This window comes from Maribacter sp. PR1 (assembly GCF_028464145.1).
In the GTDB taxonomy this organism is placed as follows: Bacteria; Bacteroidota; Bacteroidia; order Flavobacteriales; family Flavobacteriaceae; genus Maribacter.
Map to the genome: position 1 here is coordinate 108,739 of NZ_JAQPCG010000004.1, position 19,137 is coordinate 127,875.

General features: G+C 41.7%; 11 protein-coding genes. 4 read left to right on the plus strand and 7 right to left on the minus strand.

What is annotated here, in order from left to right; all coding sequences use genetic code 11:
* Positions 1 to 33 precede the first annotated feature (33 nt).
* The 6 genes from PP182_RS09425 to PP182_RS09450 all read right to left on the minus strand — a co-directional run bounded on the left by PP182_RS09425 (position 34) and on the right by PP182_RS09450 (position 9,932).
* Complete coding sequence (locus PP182_RS09425; protein ID WP_272650998.1) at positions 34 to 585, minus strand: hypothetical protein; 552 nt, start codon at positions 583 to 585, stop codon at positions 34 to 36.
* Positions 586 to 618: 33 nt separating this feature from the next.
* The gene (locus PP182_RS09430) at positions 619 to 1,926 is read right to left on the minus strand and encodes an APC family permease (RefSeq protein WP_272650999.1); all 1,308 of its coding nucleotides are present in this window, start codon (positions 1,924 to 1,926) and stop codon (positions 619 to 621) included.
* Between the two features lie 3 nt (positions 1,927 to 1,929).
* Complete coding sequence (locus PP182_RS09435) at positions 1,930 to 4,353, minus strand: multicopper oxidase domain-containing protein (RefSeq protein ID WP_272651000.1); 2,424 nt, start codon at positions 4,351 to 4,353, stop codon at positions 1,930 to 1,932.
* A 76-nt stretch (positions 4,354 to 4,429) separates the two neighbouring features.
* On the minus strand, positions 4,430 to 5,647 hold the full coding sequence (locus PP182_RS09440) for a TolC family protein (protein WP_272651001.1): 1,218 nt from the start codon (positions 5,645 to 5,647) through the stop codon (positions 4,430 to 4,432).
* Positions 5,644 to 9,411 carry an efflux RND transporter permease subunit gene (locus PP182_RS09445; protein ID WP_272651002.1) on the minus strand — a complete coding sequence of 1,256 codons (3,768 nt, stop codon included), beginning with the start codon at positions 9,409 to 9,411 and terminating at the stop codon, positions 5,644 to 5,646. Before PP182_RS09445 ends, PP182_RS09440 begins: the two co-directional genes overlap by 4 nt.
* Before the next feature lie 104 nt (positions 9,412 to 9,515).
* Positions 9,516 to 9,932 carry an HYC_CC_PP family protein gene (locus PP182_RS09450; protein WP_272651003.1) on the minus strand — a complete coding sequence of 139 codons (417 nt, stop codon included), beginning with the start codon at positions 9,930 to 9,932 and terminating at the stop codon, positions 9,516 to 9,518.
* A 268-nt stretch (positions 9,933 to 10,200) separates the two neighbouring features.
* On the opposite strand from PP182_RS09450, the gene PP182_RS09455 reads away from it, so the two are divergent.
* Positions 10,201 to 12,435: a TonB-dependent receptor family protein gene (locus tag PP182_RS09455; RefSeq protein WP_272651004.1), complete on the plus strand. Its 2,235-nt coding sequence runs from the start codon at positions 10,201 to 10,203 to the stop codon at positions 12,433 to 12,435.
* Positions 12,436 to 12,494: 59 nt separating this feature from the next.
* On the opposite strand, the gene PP182_RS09460 is transcribed toward PP182_RS09455, so the two are convergent.
* On the minus strand, positions 12,495 to 13,079 hold the full coding sequence (locus PP182_RS09460; RefSeq protein ID WP_272651005.1) for an RNA polymerase sigma factor: 585 nt from the start codon (positions 13,077 to 13,079) through the stop codon (positions 12,495 to 12,497).
* A 115-nt stretch (positions 13,080 to 13,194) separates the two neighbouring features.
* On the opposite strand from PP182_RS09460, the gene PP182_RS09465 reads away from it, so the two are divergent.
* The 3 genes from PP182_RS09465 to PP182_RS09475 all read left to right on the plus strand — a co-directional run bounded on the left by PP182_RS09465 (position 13,195) and on the right by PP182_RS09475 (position 19,068).
* Positions 13,195 to 14,349: a FecR family protein gene (locus tag PP182_RS09465; protein ID WP_272651006.1), complete on the plus strand. Its 1,155-nt coding sequence runs from the start codon at positions 13,195 to 13,197 to the stop codon at positions 14,347 to 14,349.
* A 101-nt stretch (positions 14,350 to 14,450) separates the two neighbouring features.
* Complete coding sequence (locus tag PP182_RS09470; protein ID WP_272651007.1) at positions 14,451 to 17,714, plus strand: SusC/RagA family TonB-linked outer membrane protein; 3,264 nt, start codon at positions 14,451 to 14,453, stop codon at positions 17,712 to 17,714.
* Between the two features lie 16 nt (positions 17,715 to 17,730).
* On the plus strand, positions 17,731 to 19,068 hold the full coding sequence (locus PP182_RS09475) for a hypothetical protein (protein ID WP_272651008.1): 1,338 nt from the start codon (positions 17,731 to 17,733) through the stop codon (positions 19,066 to 19,068).
* Positions 19,069 to 19,137 lie beyond the last annotated feature (69 nt).

Consider the following 19,137-nt stretch of genomic DNA (forward strand, 5'->3'; position numbering starts at 1 on the left):
TCATTGCCTATGAAGTTCTTGGATTTACTACCCTTAATTCTTCATTTTATCTTTCATTTTTTGCATCATTTCAGGATTTTTTTCCATCATCTTCTGCATCATTTCCTCCATCATGTCCGGATTCTCTTCCATCATTTTTTTCATTCTTTCCTTCATTTCTTTTTTCATCATTTCATTATTGTGCATTTTTTCCATCAATAGCTGTCGGCCCTTTTCGCTTTCCATCATTTTATCCAGCATTTTGGAATGCATCTTTTTTTTCATTTCAGGGTTCTTTTCCATCATTTGCTGCATATGGGCCTGCATTTTTTCCTTCATTTCCGGATTCTTGTCCATCATCATTTTCATATTTCCCGATTCCATCTGTTCCATATGGGTCTTCATCATTATCTTTTTGGCATCTTCATTCTTTCGTGCCTCACTGATGAAATTTGTGAACTGAACAGGGTTCGAGATAATCTCTTGGTAAATGGCATTCCTGTTTTCCTCGACCTGCATGGTCTCGGAAGCATTGAAAGTTGATTTGCAACTTATTACTGTTCCTAGTATTCCAATTACCATCAAAAGTTTTACTGTTGTTTTCATTTTATTATTTTTTAAAATGTATAAATCGTCTATCTATTTTTCTTTTTCTTCACTTTTATTTTTCAGGAACCATTTTTCACCTAAAAAAATCAATACCATCAGTATTGCAGCTACAATTACGACCAATAGGTCACTAGAAGCCTTTATCCATAAGAATGCGGCCAAAACAATACAATCCAATAATATTGCAGTATATAGAATAGAGACACGGGCGTTTATGTCTTTTCTCATATTTTTAAGTACGCCCCAATGAATTCCTATATCCATAATTAGATAGAAAATAGCACCTAATGATGCAATTCTTGTAAGGTCAAAAAGAATGGTCATTGTGAGTGCCAATACCACAGTATAAATGAGCATATGTTTTTGCAACTTACCTGGTAACCCAAAATGTTTATGGGGAATTAGATTCATCTGAGTTAGCATTGTAGTCATCCTTGACACTGCAAAAATGCTTGCCACCACTCCTGAGATAGTAGCTATGATTGCAATACCCACGGTGAACCACAATCCGTACTTTCCGAAAGCCGGCCTTGATGCCTCGGCCAAAGAATAGTCCTTAGCTTTGATTATCTCTTCAATAGTAAGATTAGAAGAAACAGCAAATGCAACAAGTAGATATACCACGGTACAGATAGCAAGTGATAGAATTATAGCACGTCCTACATTTTTATTGGGATTGGTGATTTCTTCACCACTATTTGTAATCGTAGTAAAGCCCTTATAAGCTAAGATTGAAAGGGCCAAGGCTCCTAAATAATTGGTAATAGGGTATTCCTTCAAACTCTCTGAAGGGACAACTTCAGAAAATGAAAATCCTGCCGCCCATAATCCACCAATAGCAAATATTGCTATCCCTCCAATTTTTAAGACTGCCATCGCAAAGGATGATTTACCGATAATAGTATTGCCAGAAATATTAATTAAAAAAGCAACGATTAATAGCAATACCCCAAGTATTGGTACCCAAACACTATTGTCATTAATATCAAATAACTGAAGCGTGTACGAACCAAATGTACGTGCTACCAAACTTTCATTGATGACCATTGAAAGTGCCATTAGCAACGCTCCTGAAGCTGTAACCGCACCTTTACCATATATCTTTTTTAGATAGGTAGCAATACCGCCAGCAGATGGATACGCATTGGAAAGTTTCACATACGTATATGCACTAAATCCTGAAATGATAGCACCTACAAGAAAAGCATACGGAAACCATTGCCCTGATAACTCAGCTACCTGTCCTAATAAGGCAAATATTCCTGCACCTATCATAACACCTGTACCAAGCGACACCGCTCCGGTTAAACTCAAACTATTTTTCTTGTATTGTGCCATTTCTTAAAATCTAACTAACAGACCGCCACCCCAGCCATAACGATTATTGTAATTTCCTTGTATGGAAAAGTTTCTGGAAACGATGTATGCCAGCCCTACCAGCCATTGGGTTTCACTTTCAAAAGATTTATTGTTTTCCAAATCATTGACCCAACCAAAATCCGCTCTGTACTCATATTCTCCTTCCAAAAAAATTCTTGGAAAAATCAATAGTTCTCTATCCAAACGTATTCTTGGGCGCAGTTGATGGTCCATACTCACATCTACATTAAATCTGTAAGGCGTAAAGTATTTAATCCCAACCAATCCAACGGTATTAAATGTATCGTAAGAATCTGGTGTAGAAGTTTCGGTATTTACCCCTGCATACAGGCGTACCCAATCATTGAGGTATCGATTGTAGTTCACTTCTATCTCGGCATTTTGGTTATAATCAAACTCGCCACGTAGTCCAAATTCATTTCGGATGTTGCTAGACATCAAAAAAAGCTCATTAAAGTTTGAACCTACACGCGCAGCTCCCCAAGAATAATAGTGGTCTGTCTCGTCAATTAGTTTTTGAACTGGATAATCCTTCATTCTTTCATCCCTTGGTGTATCATAACTAAATACGCGTGCCATACCGCCCATCATATGATATAATACGTGACAATGAAAGAACCAGTCACCATATTCTTCGTTATAAAATTCGATGACCACTTTTTGCATCGGTGGTACATTAACAGTATGTTTTAAGGGCGAGCGTTCCCCGTTTTCGTTGATTACCCTAAAGTAATGTCCGTGTAAATGCATTGGATGGTGCATCATAGTAAGGTTGTTCAAGGTAATTCTTGTGACCTCTCCACTTTTGATTTTTATTTTATCAGTTTCTGATAAGGGCACGCCGTTCATACTCCAAACATAGCGTTGCATATTTCCTGTCAGATTAAGCAAAATGTCATTAACAGGTAAATCTGCTTCATATGTGGTTTTTTCTCTTGCCTTTAAAAAATCATAGTTGAAATAGGTTTTACGGGTACTGTAATCGAAAACGGAACTGTCTTTTTGCATTTTGGACATATCGTGATTCATGTGGTCATTCATTTTGTCCATTGTTTTATTATGGTTCATTGGCATAGAATCCTTTTTCATTACCATCGTATTGTCCATATTCATATTGCCGTCGTTCATGGGCATTTTCTCATCCATCTTCATGTTCATATCCATTTGCTTTTTCATTGCACCATCTTTCATGGACATCTTATCGGGCATATCCATGTTCATCTGTTCATCTTTCATATCCATCTTCATTCCATATTTCTGCATCAAAAACTCTGGTGTTTTTTTCTTTTGATTTCCTACCATTGCGGGCGCGCCCATCTTCATATCCATTTTTGCCATTTGCTTCATCATTGCCACTTTGTCCGGTCTGTCAATCGGTTTTGCAGGATAAAGTATACCTTGCCCTAAACGCACGGTAGTATGTCCGGAACCATCTTGGGCTGTAGCAGTAATTTCTAATGTGCCTTCGGGGATGGTAACGATAACATCGTAGGTCTCCGCAATGCCGAAAAGAAATCGGCTTTTGGATATAGGTTCCACATCTATACCATCACTTGAGACAACCATTGGGCTGCCTCCTCCAAAATCCATCCAATAATAGGTAGATGCTGCGGCGTTAATAAAGCGAAGCCTTACTTTTTCACCGGGTTGAAAATTTGGGTACTCTGCTAGTTTTTTACCGTTGGACAAAAAAGCAGGATAATAGACGTCTGCAATATCGGCACCTTCCATTCTATCGCGCCAAAACTTAAATTGAGCTCCCAATGCACCTTCTTTTATGACTCTACTTAATGGCACTGCAGTACCTTTTTTAACTTGGTACCATTCGTTACCCCTTTTAAGGTTACGCAAAACGTTCATAGGTTTTTCATTGGTCCAGTCAGATAACACTACAACCAAATCTTTGTCATAATCCAATGTCTTTTCTTTTGGATGAATGACTATGGAACCATAAACTCCCTTTTGCTCCTGCAACATTGTATGGGAATGATACCAATACGTACCCGATTGGTTAATAGGAATTCTATACTGAAATGTCTTACCAGGTTCAATTGGTGGTGTAGTTAAATAGGGTACACCGTCATAGAAATTTGGAAGTATTAATCCGTGCCAATGCACTGAAGTTTCTTTGTCCATTTTATTGGTTACATTGATTATAGCAAGGTCTCCTTCATTAAATTCTAACGTAGGGCCAGGAATACTACCATTTATAGTCATTCCATTGGCCGTTACGCCTCCAAGGGTCATCTCCTTTTGTTCTAGGGTAAGGTTATACTCTTTTACGGGACGCCCTTCTTCATTTCTGTCTTCTCCGTTGGTTCCTACTTGAGCAATGCCTTCACATGAAATGAGAAGTACCAACAACACCGTAATTTTTCTGATCATGATTCTCTTTTTATTATTTATAATATCCTACTATATCAAATTCAATCAATACATATTGCCCTTATCGATATGGGTCTTAGCTCCTTAAATAATTAATAATGGCCGATTGCACATAGTAGCCCTTGATGGATTCGATTCGATTGATTTGAAACTTTAGCTGTAGCTCTTGAACATCGAGCACATCATTAAAATCAATGGTTCCCGTTTCGTAACTTTTAATAAGGATTTCCTCAGCATCGTTGGCTTTACCTATATTCCGCTGTTGCACATTAAAGCGTATCCTAAAAGCATCCCTTTGGTTGATCGCTTCGCTCAACAAGGTTTCCAGTTTGTTAGTTCTATCGGCTTTCTGGGCAGTGATTTCCTGTTGCCGTAGCTCATTCTGTTTTGAAATGGATTTGTACTTGTTGTTTAAAATGGGTATGGACAAGGAAACCATCGGCATTATGATATCCTTTCCATTATCGCTGAAGTCCATTGCGGGCCGTTCGGCAACAGGTATATAATCAAGTCCGAAACCAAGATTGGGCAATGCCTCCTTCTGGTTCAACAGCTCGGATTTTTCTACCGATTCGTACAACTTATCGTATTTAACAAGTTCGGGATGTAATTGAAGGTCATCTTCCACAAATACGGGGTCTACTTCGGGTACGGTAAAGCCGTCATACGCATCGACCTGTGTATTTTCATCCCTATTGAGTAGATTGTTGAACAGCGTTTGCTCCGCCTCATATTCTTCATTCAAGACCTCCTTGCTCTGTTCCAGTTCATTCTGACGTATCTGTAGCCTAAGCACATCTACAGCGGAGGCATTGCCCACTTCAACCGAGGTCAAGGCAAGTCGTTCATAGGTTTCCAGTAATTCGATATTTTCATCGAGCACCTTTTGTTTTGCCCTAATCGCATACAGGCGATAGTAGGACTGGGAAACGGCCAAGGTCAATTTTCGTTTAGCGATGACCAAATCTTCATATTGTGCATCTGCCATTGAATTGGCATAATTTTCCCGCGCGGTAATGGTACCGAACCAAGGGATCATCTGCTTGGCGGAAAACCTTGCCTTTTGAGCGCCCGTGCGAGTTTCCGGTTCACTGGCAAAGAATCCCGCACTAATTTCAGTATTGGGAAGCGTATTGACCTCATTGATTTTTTCTGAGGCGATATTGTAGCGCAGTTCATAGGCCTGAATTTCGGGATTGTTCAATTCGGCCTGCTCGATCAAGCTTTCCAACTCCTGTGCATTTACAGAAGCTATGGACATAATCCCTAAAAAGAGTTGTACGTATTTTTTCATTTCGACAATCGTTTTAATTGAAATTCAGCTTTCCAACTGTATAAAACAGGAACCACGAAAAGGGTAATCAGTGCGATAAGCATCCCACCAAAACTTGGGATCGCCATCGGTATCATAATGTCACTACCACGTCCTGTGGATGTGAGTACTGGTAACAAGGCCAGAATGGTGGTTGCCGTGGTCATCAAACAGGGACGGATACGCTTTTCGCCCGCTTCCACGACCGAATCCCGAACGGCGATTAGGGTATCCGGTTTGTTCCTATCGAAAGTCTGTGTCAGATAGGTCGCCATGACCACGCCGTCGTCGGTGGCAATACCGAACAAGGCAATGAACCCGACCCAAACGGCAACGCTAAGGTTTATGGTGTGCATCTGGAAGAGGTCGCGTAGGTTTTCGCCAAAGAAATTAAAGTTCAAAAACCAATCTTGACCATAAAACCATATCATCAAAAACCCTCCCGCAAATGCGACCGCTATACCTGTGAACACCATTAACGATGTACCAACGGAGCGAAATTGGAAATAGAGGATCAGGAAAATAATAGTCAATGCCAAGGGTACCACAACAGACAAAGTTTTTTCGGCCCGTAACTGGTTTTCATAGGTTCCCGTAAAGAGATAGTTGATTCCTTTGGGAACTACCAGTTCGCCGCTATCGATTTTTTCCTGAATCAGGGCCTGGGCGTTTTCGACTACTTCCACTTCCGCGAAACCGTCCAACTTATCGAAGAGTACATAACCCACCAAAAAAGTATCCTCACTTTTGATGACCTGAGGCCCCTGTTCGTAGTTAATGGTTACCAGCTCGCTCAAGGGAACGGGATTTCCTTTTTCGACAGGTACATAAATTTCCTTTAGGTCTTGTGGGTTTTCTCTAAGTTCCCTTGGGTACCTCACACGAACCCCATAACGTTCGCGACCCTCAACGGTCTGGGTCAGCACCATACCGCCAACGGCCACCTGCAATACACTTTGTACATCTTCAATGGTAATACCATAGCGGGCTAATCGTTCCCTATCGATATCTATCAAGAGATAGGGTTTGCCGACGATCCTATCGGCGAAGACCGCTTCGTCCTTGACCCCCTCGGCCTGTTTGAGAATGTCTTCCAATTGAAGACCGAAGGCTTCGATTTGTTTGAGATCCTGACCTTTGACCTTAATCCCCATGGGTGCCCGCATTCCGGTCTGTAACATGACCAGTCGGGTTTCGATGGGCTGTAGTTTCGGGGCGGAGGTAACACCAGGGATTTTGGTTACCTTGACAATTTCTTTCCAAATATCGTCGGGCGACTTTATTTCGGGTCGCCAGTTTCGGAAATACTCTCCGTCCTCATCTGGTATCAGGTCTTTTTGCTGTACGGAAAAGGGAGATTTTATCGATGATTCCTTATAATCCGCATCATCAGTATCGACCTCTAAATTCGGATTGGTCACAAAAGTACCGTCCCTCAGTTCGAACATGCCATCTTCATTGACTTTGTAACGTTGCCACTTTCTATCTTCATTGAGCATGTATTCCGGTTTGTACTGAATAACATTTTCGTACATCGAGAGTGGAGCGGGATCCAAGGCCGATTCCGTTCTTCCCGCCTTACCGACTACGGTCGCTATCTCGGGAATACTGGCCACGGCCATATCGAGTTGCTGAAGTACGCGTTTGTTCTCCTCTACCCCTGCGTGCGGCAACGATGTGGGCATTAGCAGGAAGGAACCTTCATTAAGTGAGGGCATAAATTCCTTTCCGGTATTTCGCATAATCATCACACCGAATACAACTATTGCGGTCGGGATAGAGAGAAAAATAAGTTTGTTACGCAAGGCCCAACGTAAGATTCGGGTATAATAATTTCGGAAAACCGTAAAGAAACCCAAAAGCCCGAAACAGATAAGACCCACGAACATCAGGTTCCAGAAAATGCTTTTGTCCAACCCCAAGGGCCTCCAGTATTCGGCCAGGACAAAAACAATGGCAAATGCCGAAATGATGATATTGATCAAATTGGCACGCTTATCGGAAATCGAGAATCCCGATGAAATTTTTGAGGCCAATTCGGGATATTTCAATAGACCTACCACACCAAAGGCTATCAATATCAACCCTAACCAAGAGCCATAGACAATGGCAAGGATACCCAAAACGATAAGCACCCCATTGATACCATAACCCAGCGTATTTTTTATACTCTTTTTACGAAACAGAAATGCTGCAAAGGGCGGTATCAAGAATAAGGCGACGATAATGGATGCAGTCAATGCAAAGGTCTTGGTAAAGGCCAGCGGGCGAAAGAGCTTCCCTTCTGCCCCTATCATGGTAAAGACCGGTATAAAGCTGATAATAGTGGTCATTACCGCCGTTAAAATGGCACCGGACACTTCCGCCGTTGCCGTATAAACGACAGTATTAATGGATTCTTTCCCATCGGATTCGTCCAAATGCCGTATAATATTCTCTGAGAGGATGACCCCTACATCGACCATGGTGCCGATAGCGATAGCGATACCCGACAGCGCTACGATATTGGCATCCACGCCAAATAGTTTCATGGCGATAAAGACCATCAACACTGCAACCGGCAAGAGTCCGGAAATCAAAATGGAAGCCCTTAGATTAAAGACCATGATGATAATGACCAAAATTGTGATCAGTATTTCCAAGGTCAATGCCTCATCTAGGGTTCCAAGTGTTTCCTGAATCAACTCGGTTCTATCATAAAAAGGGACAATGGTCAGTTGCGATGTCGTCCCATCGCTAAGTTCTTTTGAAGGAAGCCCCGCACTGAGTTCATTTATTTGGTCCTTTACATTGTTGATGACCTCCATGGGGTTGGCTCCATATCTGGCCACCACAACGCCACCAACGACCTCGGCACCTTCCTTATCCAATATTCCCCTTCGGGTAGCCGGGCCATGTGTTACCCTGGCAATATCCTTAATACGTATCGAGGTAAAATCGCTCGAAGTAACCACGGCGTTCTCTAAATCAGACAATGATTTGACATAACCCAGCCCGCGAATCAGGTATTCGGCCTGATTGATTTCCAAGGTTTGCGCACCGATGTCCCTGTTGCTCTGTTTTACGGCTTTTACGACTTGTTGCAGACCGATACCGTACTGCTTCATCAATTCTGGATTTACGTCTACCTGATATTCCAGAACATACCCCCCGATGGAAGCCACTTCGGAAACGCCGCTCGCCGAAGAAAGGGCATATTTGACATAGAAATCCTGTATGCTGCGAAGTTCCTGAAGATCCCAACCTCCGGTAACATTGCCATCCTTATCACGGCCTTCGAGCGTATACCAAAAAATTTGGCCTAATCCCGTCGCATCCGGTCCCAATGCGGGGTTAACACCTTCTGGTAACAGTCCTGCCGGTAATGAATTCAATTTTTCAAGGATACGGCTACGGCTCCAATAGAACTCAATATCTTCCTCAAAAATGATATAGATACTCGAAAAGCCGAACATGGAGGAACTACGGATGGTCCTTACACCAGGAATCCCCAATAAAGATGTGGTCAACGGGTAGGTTATCTGATCTTCGATATCCTGTGGGGAGCGACCGTCCCATTTCGTAAATACGATTTGTTGGTTTTCCCCAATATCGGGAATGGCATCAACAGCAACCGGGTTTCTAGGTAGTGCACCGGTATTCCATTCAAAGGGTGCGTTTACGATTCCCCAGCCTACAAAAAGGACAAGGAGCAAAACCGCTACCAATTTATTTTCTATGAGAAACTTTATGCTCTTATTTAGCATGATTTGGATAATTAAGTAATTGGAAATTCAAGTTGAAAAAGTCAACAAAAACAGCTTGACCCGAACAAAAATATGTTGGGCCTAAATGGTCAATTACCTAAAAATCAAATCAGGAAAGTCTGATTTAGAACTTGAACGTCCCGTATCAGTGGAGGGGGGGAATAGTCCCTAAAAGGAACGATTTTCGTATCGAATCCTTCATAAAAGTTTATATAGGAGTATATAAATGAAACAACAAAGAGTTGTTGCTCCGAGCTTAGTTTTTCAAATGAAATCTTTAAATCATCTTGGCCCGCAATGGCCAAGGTCTGATCCTCGCAACAACCTTTTTTATCAAGACTGTCGTCATATGATTCACTGGATTGTTGCATTTCCATACCACAGGATTCCGCTTTGCCGAAAAAAGAAAAATCCACCAAAACATCGCCACAATAATGCTGATCAACGGCAAAGGAGAACGTCGATAACAGCACTACGATTGCCATTACAAAAGATGATATCTTGAAAAAACTTTTTTTCATTCGTATTGCAAAACTACAAAAATTTTAACATATGGTATATGTTTAACAAAATTTTGGCCTAGAAATTTCCCGATTTTCTAAAATGGAAAAATAATCGATTCCGCTTTCTCACAACATGATATATATCATCATTTTGAAAAGGATGCTTCCAGATTGAATCATAGGGCTTCATAAAAATTTATTTAGAATCTTTCTTAATAGTATTGTGAGATATGTGCAAATAAACTACGTTTGCACTTTATTAATATTAAATCTAAATAAATATAACATGTGGAAGCCATTTCTAATATCCCTCTTTTTTATTTCTTTTCACACTAACGTGCTGAGCCAAGACAATCAAGATCGGAAAGATTCTACGGCCTTTAAGACTGAAATGTTGAACGAGGTCATTGTAAACGGTAACGCTATACTAGGTAGTACGTTCGAAGCAAAGAACAGAACAGGTTCTGCGGTCTACATATCAGAAAAAGAACTACTAAAATTTAATTACAATGATATTAACAGAACGCTAAAAAGTGTACCCGGGGTAAATATATATGAAGAAGATGGGTTTGGTCTTCGGCCAAATATTAGCTTACGCGGTACTTCACCGGAGCGGAGTGCGAAGATTAACCTTATGGAAGACGGTGTCTTAATTGCCCCGGCCCCATATAGTGCCCCGGCGGCGTATTATTTCCCTACCATTGGCCGAATGCAAGCTGTCGAAATATTAAAAGGAAGCAGTCAAATTCAATATGGGCCAAATACGACAGGCGGAGCGATCAACATGATTTCAACTCGCATTCCTGACGAATTTTCTGGACGAGCTTCCATTGCCGCAGGAAATTATGGCTCAAGAAACACGCAATTAGTCATTGGTGATAGCTATCAAAACTTTGGATTTGTAACGGATTATTTCAATTACAGCTCAGACGGTTTTAAGGATTTAGATGGTGGTGGCAATACAGGATTTGATAAATCTGATTATTTAGCCAAGTTTAGTGTCAACTCAAATTTAGATGCAAAAATGTATCAGTCACTAACATTTAAAATCCAATATTCTGAAGAAGAGGCAAACGAAACTTACTTGGGATTGACCGATGAAGACTTTGAAGAAAACCCCTTTAGAAGGTACAGGGCATCGTCTGAGGATGTAATGAACGCCGAACATCAACAATACCAACTTACCCATTTTATACAAGTATCCCCATCGCTAAATATAAGTACCACTGGTTACTTGAATAAATTCAAACGGAATTGGTATAAGTTAACCGATGTAAACCTTGGCGAAAGAGTGAGCATAAACAACATCTTGTCATCACCACTGGATTACCCCATGGAATATCAAACTATTTTAGGAAACGAAGACAGCCAAGACGATGTTATGGGTATAAAGGCAAACAACAGAAAATACACCTCAAATGGTGTTCAATCCATAGCCAAATTACGATGGGGTTCGGATTGGTTACAAACCCTGGAAGCGGGAATACGTTATCACGAAGATGACGAGGACAGATTTCAATGGGTGGACAGGTATGCATTTCAAAATAGAGAATTAATAAGGACTACAGTAGGCGTAAAGGGTGAAGATGCCAATCGTATAAGTTATGCGAAAGCCGTGGCTGCGCATTTTTTATATAAATTAAGTATTAACGGGCTTACGGTTACTCCAGGCCTACGCTATGAGAATATAACGTTGGGTAGAACCGATTATGGAAGCAACGATGCCAAGAGGTCGGGCCTTGACCTTTCCGAAAGGGAAAATAGGGTGGATGTTTGGATGCCGGGATTGGGTGCCAATTATAGGTTCACCAATAATTGGTCCGTTTTTGGTGGAATTCACAAAGGGTTTTCTCCTCCGGGGAGTACTGACGGCCAAAATCCGGAACAAAGTATAAATTACGAACTGGGCACACGTTTCAACCATAGTGGCCTAAAAGGCGAAATAATAGCGTACTATAATGATTATCAAAACCTACTGGGCAGCGACCTTGCCGCCACTGGTGGTACGGGCGGCCTTGACCAATTCAATGCGGGCGAGGTACGTGTAAGCGGGGTAGAAGTATTGTTGAACTATGATATTTTAAAAAACAGCTCCGAAAAGTTAAGACTTCCTGTATCGGTATCCTATACCTTGACCGACACCAAGTTCCTAAGTTCCTTTGAAAGTGATACCGATATATTCGGAGAGGTTACAGAAGGGGATGAAATTCCTTACATCGCCAAAAATCAGTTTAATTTGAATCTTGGACTGGAGCATGAGAAATTTTCTTTAAATATGGGTTTGCGATATACCGACGCCTTTAGGACGCAAGCGGGAACGGGCACAATACCGGCAAACCAAAAAGTTGATTTCAACTATGTTATTGACCTGTCGGGTCGATATTTTTACAATAAACACCTTACCTTCTCTTCTAACATTATCAATTTATTGGATGAAACCTATGCGGTATCCAGGGTTCCGGCAGGGCTAAGACCAGGGCATCCTTTTGGCATTAACTTTTCAGTAGCTTATGGTTTTTGACATAAAAATCAAAAATCACGCATTGTTGTATCAATTCTTGTATAAAGTTATTTCTGATTTTATTCACTAGAGTGAAGAATCATTAGTAAGACATGAATTTTATCCTTCAATTTCTCCCTCAAAATTTTAAGGGCTTTAGTAAGATGGCCTTCTACAGTTTTAAGGGAAACTCCCAAGTAATCTGCAATTTCAATATTTGTCAATCCTTCCTTTTTGCTCAAAAAAAATACTTTGGAGCATTTTTTGGGAAGATTTTGAATCTCCATATCAATGATTTCCATCTTGCGTTTTAAAATTTCCTGGTTTTCGGACCGGGCAACAGTATCGAGTGTCTCAACAAAAGCGGTTTCCAATAAATAAGTCTCTTTTCTGTATTTTTTTACGTGGTCCAGGAACTTGTTGCGAACAGATTTGTACAACCATCCCTTAACCACCACCCCATCGCTTAACTTGTCCCTTTTTTTCCATAAGGTAAAAAATGTTTCTTGGGTAAGGTCCTTTGCCAAAGTGTCGTCACGACCTAAACTTTTGGCATACCAATAGACTTCTTTGTAGTACAGATCAATGACCGCCCTAAATGCCGCCTTGTCCCCATTTCGGATTGCATTGACATCAACATTTATGTTACGATCATTTGAATTCATAAGCTATTTTAACAAAATTTTATCAAAATAATAGGTAAATGTAAATAAAAAGCAAGGGTATTGTAAAGTTCGGTCGTTTGGTTAGTATGCATTGGCATTATCTTAATATTTCATAATGAAAAAAAGGAATATCAAAAACATCGTTCATAAATTCCTGAGCAATACCGCCACTACTGAGGAAATTGAATTTTTGACGAAATGGGTCAATAACAACAAGGCCAGCTTTCAAGAAGAGATCAAACTGCACCATCTCGTTACAGGGCTTTTTGAGGAAGAGAAAGCGGAACGCCTGAAAAGGGAATTGTTGGACAATATTGAACAGTTCGAGATTAGGAAAAGAAGAAGTAGAGGGTTCAATGTACTGAAATATGCCGCTGTCTTCATAGGTATTATTACGGTCGGCACTTTATTTTATTTGGGGGGAATTGCGGATAAGGATTTACCCCAAAAGCAAATCACCATTACTTTGGGTGATGGGTCCACCAAGGAAATTTTGGAAGCCAAAACTTTGGAGGTGGTCTCCAGCTCCGGCACGTATGTGGCCGAGCAGGAAGGAAGCAAGATTATTTACAAAAAAAAATCAGAGAACACCCTAAAAAACTTAAGGCCGCTGGTCTACAATACTCTGGAAGTCCCTTATGGTAAGAAATTCCAGATAGTATTGTCCGACGGTACCGAGGTTTACTTAAACTCAGGATCATCGTTGACATATCCCGTGGCTTTTTACGATGAAGGACCTCGGAACGTGGTTTTAAGGGGGGAGGCTTACTTTACCGTCAAGTCAGACTCCTTGAGACCTTTCTCGGTGGATGCAGGTTTACTGGGCACCAAGGTTTTGGGTACCGAATTCAATATTTCCAATTACGCGGACGACGAATATGCCAAGGTTGTTTTGGTAGAGGGCAGTGTAGCTGTAAATGGAGGGGGAAATCCTGATAGACGGGCTATGGTTTTAAAGCCGCATCAAATGGCCTCATATTTCCTCTCCGGCGCAAATCTGACCGTGTCCGATGTTGATGTTAGTAGCCACATCGCATGGAAGGATGGGATATTATTGTTTAAAAACGAGGACTTTTATCGAATCACCAAAAAGCTTGAAAGACATTATGATATCGAAATCAGTATTAAGGACGTAGAGGTGGGCCAAGAAAGATATACCGGAAGATTTAAGACGGAAACCATTGACGAGGTGCTACAAGCGTTCCAACGTATAAAAGATTTTGAGTACTCAATTTCCAAAAACAAAATAGAGATTAACCCTAAAAAGTAGACCTATGATATAAACAAAAGAATCAGGGATTGCGGTAACAATCCCTGGATTCCAAATGAATTTAAAAACTAATTAGCCAATTTCTAAACTCTCTCAAAAGTATGAAAAACACACTATGTAAAAGCTATTTTACGATTAAAATAGACCTGAAAATGAAGATAACCGCATTGTTTTTACTCATTGCCCTATTTCAACTTAGTGCCAAGAATGCGTATTCCCAAAAGGGGAAAATTTCAATGAATATGGAGAACGCAACCATAGAATCCATATTCCATGAAATAGAAAGACAGACGGATTTCAACATCCTGTACAAAAATTCTACCTTGGACACCAGCAGAAAAGTAACGGTAAAGGCGGATAAAGTCAAAATTGAAGATTTAATGGGCATTATTTTAAAAGAAACAAATGTTTCTTTTGAAATAAGGAGAAAACTTATTGTTCTTCTGGAAAAGAAGATGGTTCCGAGAACGGAAATTAAAACGTCATCCTTAGATCCTCCAAAGATAAAGCAGCAGACAATGACGGTAACCGGAATGGTAACCGACCAGCAAAATGTACCCTTGGGCGGGGTAAGTATAGTGATTAGGGGCACCACAAAAGGGGTTTCCACCAATTTTGAAGGACAATATGAAATTGAGGCTTCAGAAGGGGACATTCTTGTATTCTCTTACATCGGTTTCGCCAAACATGAGGTACAAGTAGCACAAGAAACGGTCATCAACGTAGTCATGAAGGCTGATTTGATGGATTTGAACGAGGTAATCGTTACTGCAACCGGTGTACGCCGTAAAGTTGAGATGGGCAATTCCATTGCTAATCTCAATGTTGCCGACGACGTAAAACAACGCCCAATAAGCAATGTTTCAGATTTACTTCAGGGCCAGGCGACCGGTGTTCAAATTTCCAGTAGTGGAGGTTCTACTGGGATGGGTTCCCGTATTAGGGTAAGGGGTTCCAATAGCGCCTCCCTTTCTAATGAACCAGTAATATATATTGACGGAATTCTCATCAACAACGAGGCCAATTCCATCTCGTTTGAAACGGGTGGACAGTCTCCTTCCCGGTTAAACGATATCAACCCGGAGGATATTGAATCTATCGAAATAATCAAGGGGCCTTCTGCAGCGACCTTGTACGGGTCAATTGCGGCGAACGGTGTAATTCGTATTACTACTAAAAAAGGGAAGCAAGGGGAACCGAGATGGTCAGCTTTTATGGAGAGCGGTCTCGTCGAGGATGTGACAACCTATCCACTAAATTATCAGGCACTTGATTCCCAAGGCAATCCTGGCTTCAATTTTGAAGCGGCCGACGGCACTTTTGTCCCCAGTACGGTCAATTCTTTTCAGCCCTTGAACGACCCCCGTACCTCGCCCTTTAGAACAGGACAGTCTTATGGTGCCGGATTAAGCGTATCGGGAGGTTCGGAAGTACTTACCTACTTTCTTTCAGGTAGTCTTACCGACGGTGAAGGTGTCTTACCGGTCAATAATATTAAAAGGACCAATTTCAGGGGGAATTTTGGGGCTAAAATTACCGATGACCTGAAGGTTAATTTAACCACGGGCTACACTAATAGTAATCTAGAATTACCCTTGAACGATAATTTTGCCTTGGCCCTAATGAGTCAGGGACTTAATGGTGCATCTTCGATCGACGTGAACAACGGTTGGGGCGAATTTACACCCGATGAATTGTTCACAATCGATACCCGACAAATAATCAATCGTTTTACTTCAGGTCTTGAGATTTTATGGCAACCTATGGAGAAACTGAATGTAAGGGCTTCTGGTGGACTTGACTTTACTTCGCGTTGGGACAGCCAGTTTTTCCCAACGGGAGAAGCCCCGGCTTTTCTCAACTATGACCAAGGTGCCCGATTTTCCAATAGGTTTAACGATTTTGTTTATACTCTTGATATGGTAGGGTCTTACAAAACAGACTTATGGGAAGGCATAAATTCACGTACTTCCCTCGGGTTTCAATATTTACAGAATTTATCACAGGGTACATTTGCAACCGGGCTTCTTTTGGTTGCGGGTAGCAACTCAATTGCGGGTGCCGCTGTTACACAAAGTAACGAGCAGACCATCGAATCACGCACCGTTGGTGTCTTTTTGGAGGAACAGATTGGCTTTAGCGATAAACTATTCGTAACTGGTGCGGTGCGGGCAGATCGCGGAAGTTCTTTTGGTGCTTCCTTCAATTCGGTATTTTACCCCAAAGTGAGTGCCTCGTGGCTCATTTCAGAGGAGGAATTCTTTAATAATTCCGATAAATATGGAATAAGTTCCTTACGGCTTAGGGGAGCATGGGGTGCCTCCGGGGTTCAACCTGGCACTAATGATGCCTTAAGATTTTTCAATCCTATCGCGGCTACATTAGACGGACAAAGTGTAACGGGGGTAACCATTGGAAGTGTAGGAAATACTGGTTTAAGTCCAGAGAGATCTACAGAGGTTGAATTTGGTTTTGATGCCAAATTATTGTCTGATAAAATCGGCTTTGAAATAACCTATTTTAATAAGCGAACCGAAGATGCCCTTATTTTCAGGCAATTACCCCTATCTCTTGGGGTGGGTGAGGGACGTTTTGAAAATTTGGGCTCCGTAAAAAACTCAGGTATCGAAATAGGCCTGAATACTAGAATCATCGAGACCGACAAGTTTTTCTTTGGACTGGATTTCGTGGGTTCTTTTATCGATAACGAGCTGATTGAACTGGGTGAGGGCATCCAGCCTGTCATTTTTGGACAGCAACGTCATGTTGAAGGATTCCCCCTTGGTGGCTATTGGGACGAAACCTATACCTATAACGATGCCAACGGCGACGGTTTCATTGGGCAAAATGAAGTACAAGTAGGGGAACTAGGTTATTTGGGCACCCCGTTTGCAACGACCGATATTTCTTTTACCCCGACACTGAGTTTTTTCGAAAATCAATTTGTGCTGAAAGGGCTTCTTAACTACAGGGGCGGTCAAAAACTCTATAACAATACCGGTTCATGGAGAAACGGAAACAGTAATAATAGGGAACTAAACGACCCCAATGCCTCACTTGAAGATCAGGCCAGAGCAGTCGCATCAAAATTTTTAGGGACAAATGCAGGTTATATCGAAGATGCCTCTTTTTGGAGGCTACGTGAAATCTCATTGACCTATAACGCACCGGGAACCTTTTCAAGCAAACTTGGTTTTGACCGTATAAGCCTAACACTTTCTGGTCAGAATCTTGGCGTTTGGACAGATTACTCAGGGCTTGACCCCGAAATTAGTTCTGAAGGACAAGCCAATTTTACCACCGAAGAATTTCTCAGTCAACCACCTGTACGTTCGTGGAAAGCAAGACTGAACCTATCGTTTTAATAAAAAAAATAAGAAAATGAAAAAAATAATAAAAGCAAACAACAACGATTCCATATCACTCTTGAATGTCATTGTCTTGATGGTACTGTCGTCTTTATGCATATCATGCGATTCGGTGGTGGAAGTCTCGGATCCCGATATCGTTACCCCGGAATCACTCAACAGTGAGGCCGGTATACAAACCCTACGAGCGGGTTCTCTGGGGGATCTTGCAGTGGCTATGAGCGGTTCCGCTGCGGGTCATGGTGCCACTACAGGGCTAATTGTTATGAGTGGCCTTATGAGCGATGAGTATTCCTATTCGGGAACCTTTCCCACCAGGCGTGAAGCCGACACCCGTAATCTTCAAGATATCAACAGTGACGTAAACACAATTTATGGCAACCTGCATAGATCGCGAACTGGTGCCGAAACTACGGTTGACCTTCTTGCCGATTTCGGTGGAAACCCAGAAATTGAAAGTGAGATGCAAAGCGTTGCTGGCTATGCTTATGTCATGTTCGCGGAAACCTTTTGCGGTGGGGTGCCGTTCAGTAAGGCCCCTGCCAATGGCGGAGAATTGATTTATGGCGATCCTTTGACCACCGAACAAATGTTCAACCAAGCGATAATTTGGTTTGATCAAGCTATCGCCAACGCCGGCAGCAATGATAAATTGGCGAACCTAGGACGGGTAGGTAAGGCCCGCTCCCTTTTGGGTCTAGGTCAGTTTGATGAGGCAGCCAGAGAAGTAGCTGCTATTCCCTCAGATTTTGTTTATAATATTGAGCAATCCGACAACAGTCGAAGACAAGAAAACGGAATTTATATCATGACTACTGTTCGGCGTCAATTTTCTATCGCCGATGGCAAAGGTGGAAATGGTTTAATGTACCGCTCCGCTATGGATCCCAGGACACCTTGGGATGGCGGTACGGAATTTGGGCAGGATGATATTACATTGTACTACAATCAGCTCAAATATGATTCTTCCAATGTGCCCGTAATCCTGGCTTCTGGAACAGAGGCAAGATTGATCGAGGCCGAGGCAGCCGCCAATGCGGATGATGCTATCACCGTGGAGGACATACATAATGCACTTAGGGCTACTATAGGTCTGTCAGATTTAGACCTCTCAGGAATTAGCGGTGACGACCTATTGCTGGCCCATTTTTCAGAGCGTGCATTTTGGCTCTTCAGTACCGGTCATCGACTAGGCGACCTTAGAAGACTTGTGGACGTTTACGGTATGATGCCCTCCAATGTCTTTCCGTGGGGGCCGTATTTCAAGGGAGGGGAATATAGCTCTACCCTTAAATTTCTCGTTCCACAGTCAGAATCGAACAACCCTAATTATGCTGGGTGTTTAGATTAAATTGATCACTTAAAAATAGAGGGAAAAGAGGCTGTTAAAAAAGCCTCTTTTCTTTTTATGTTTGTATAA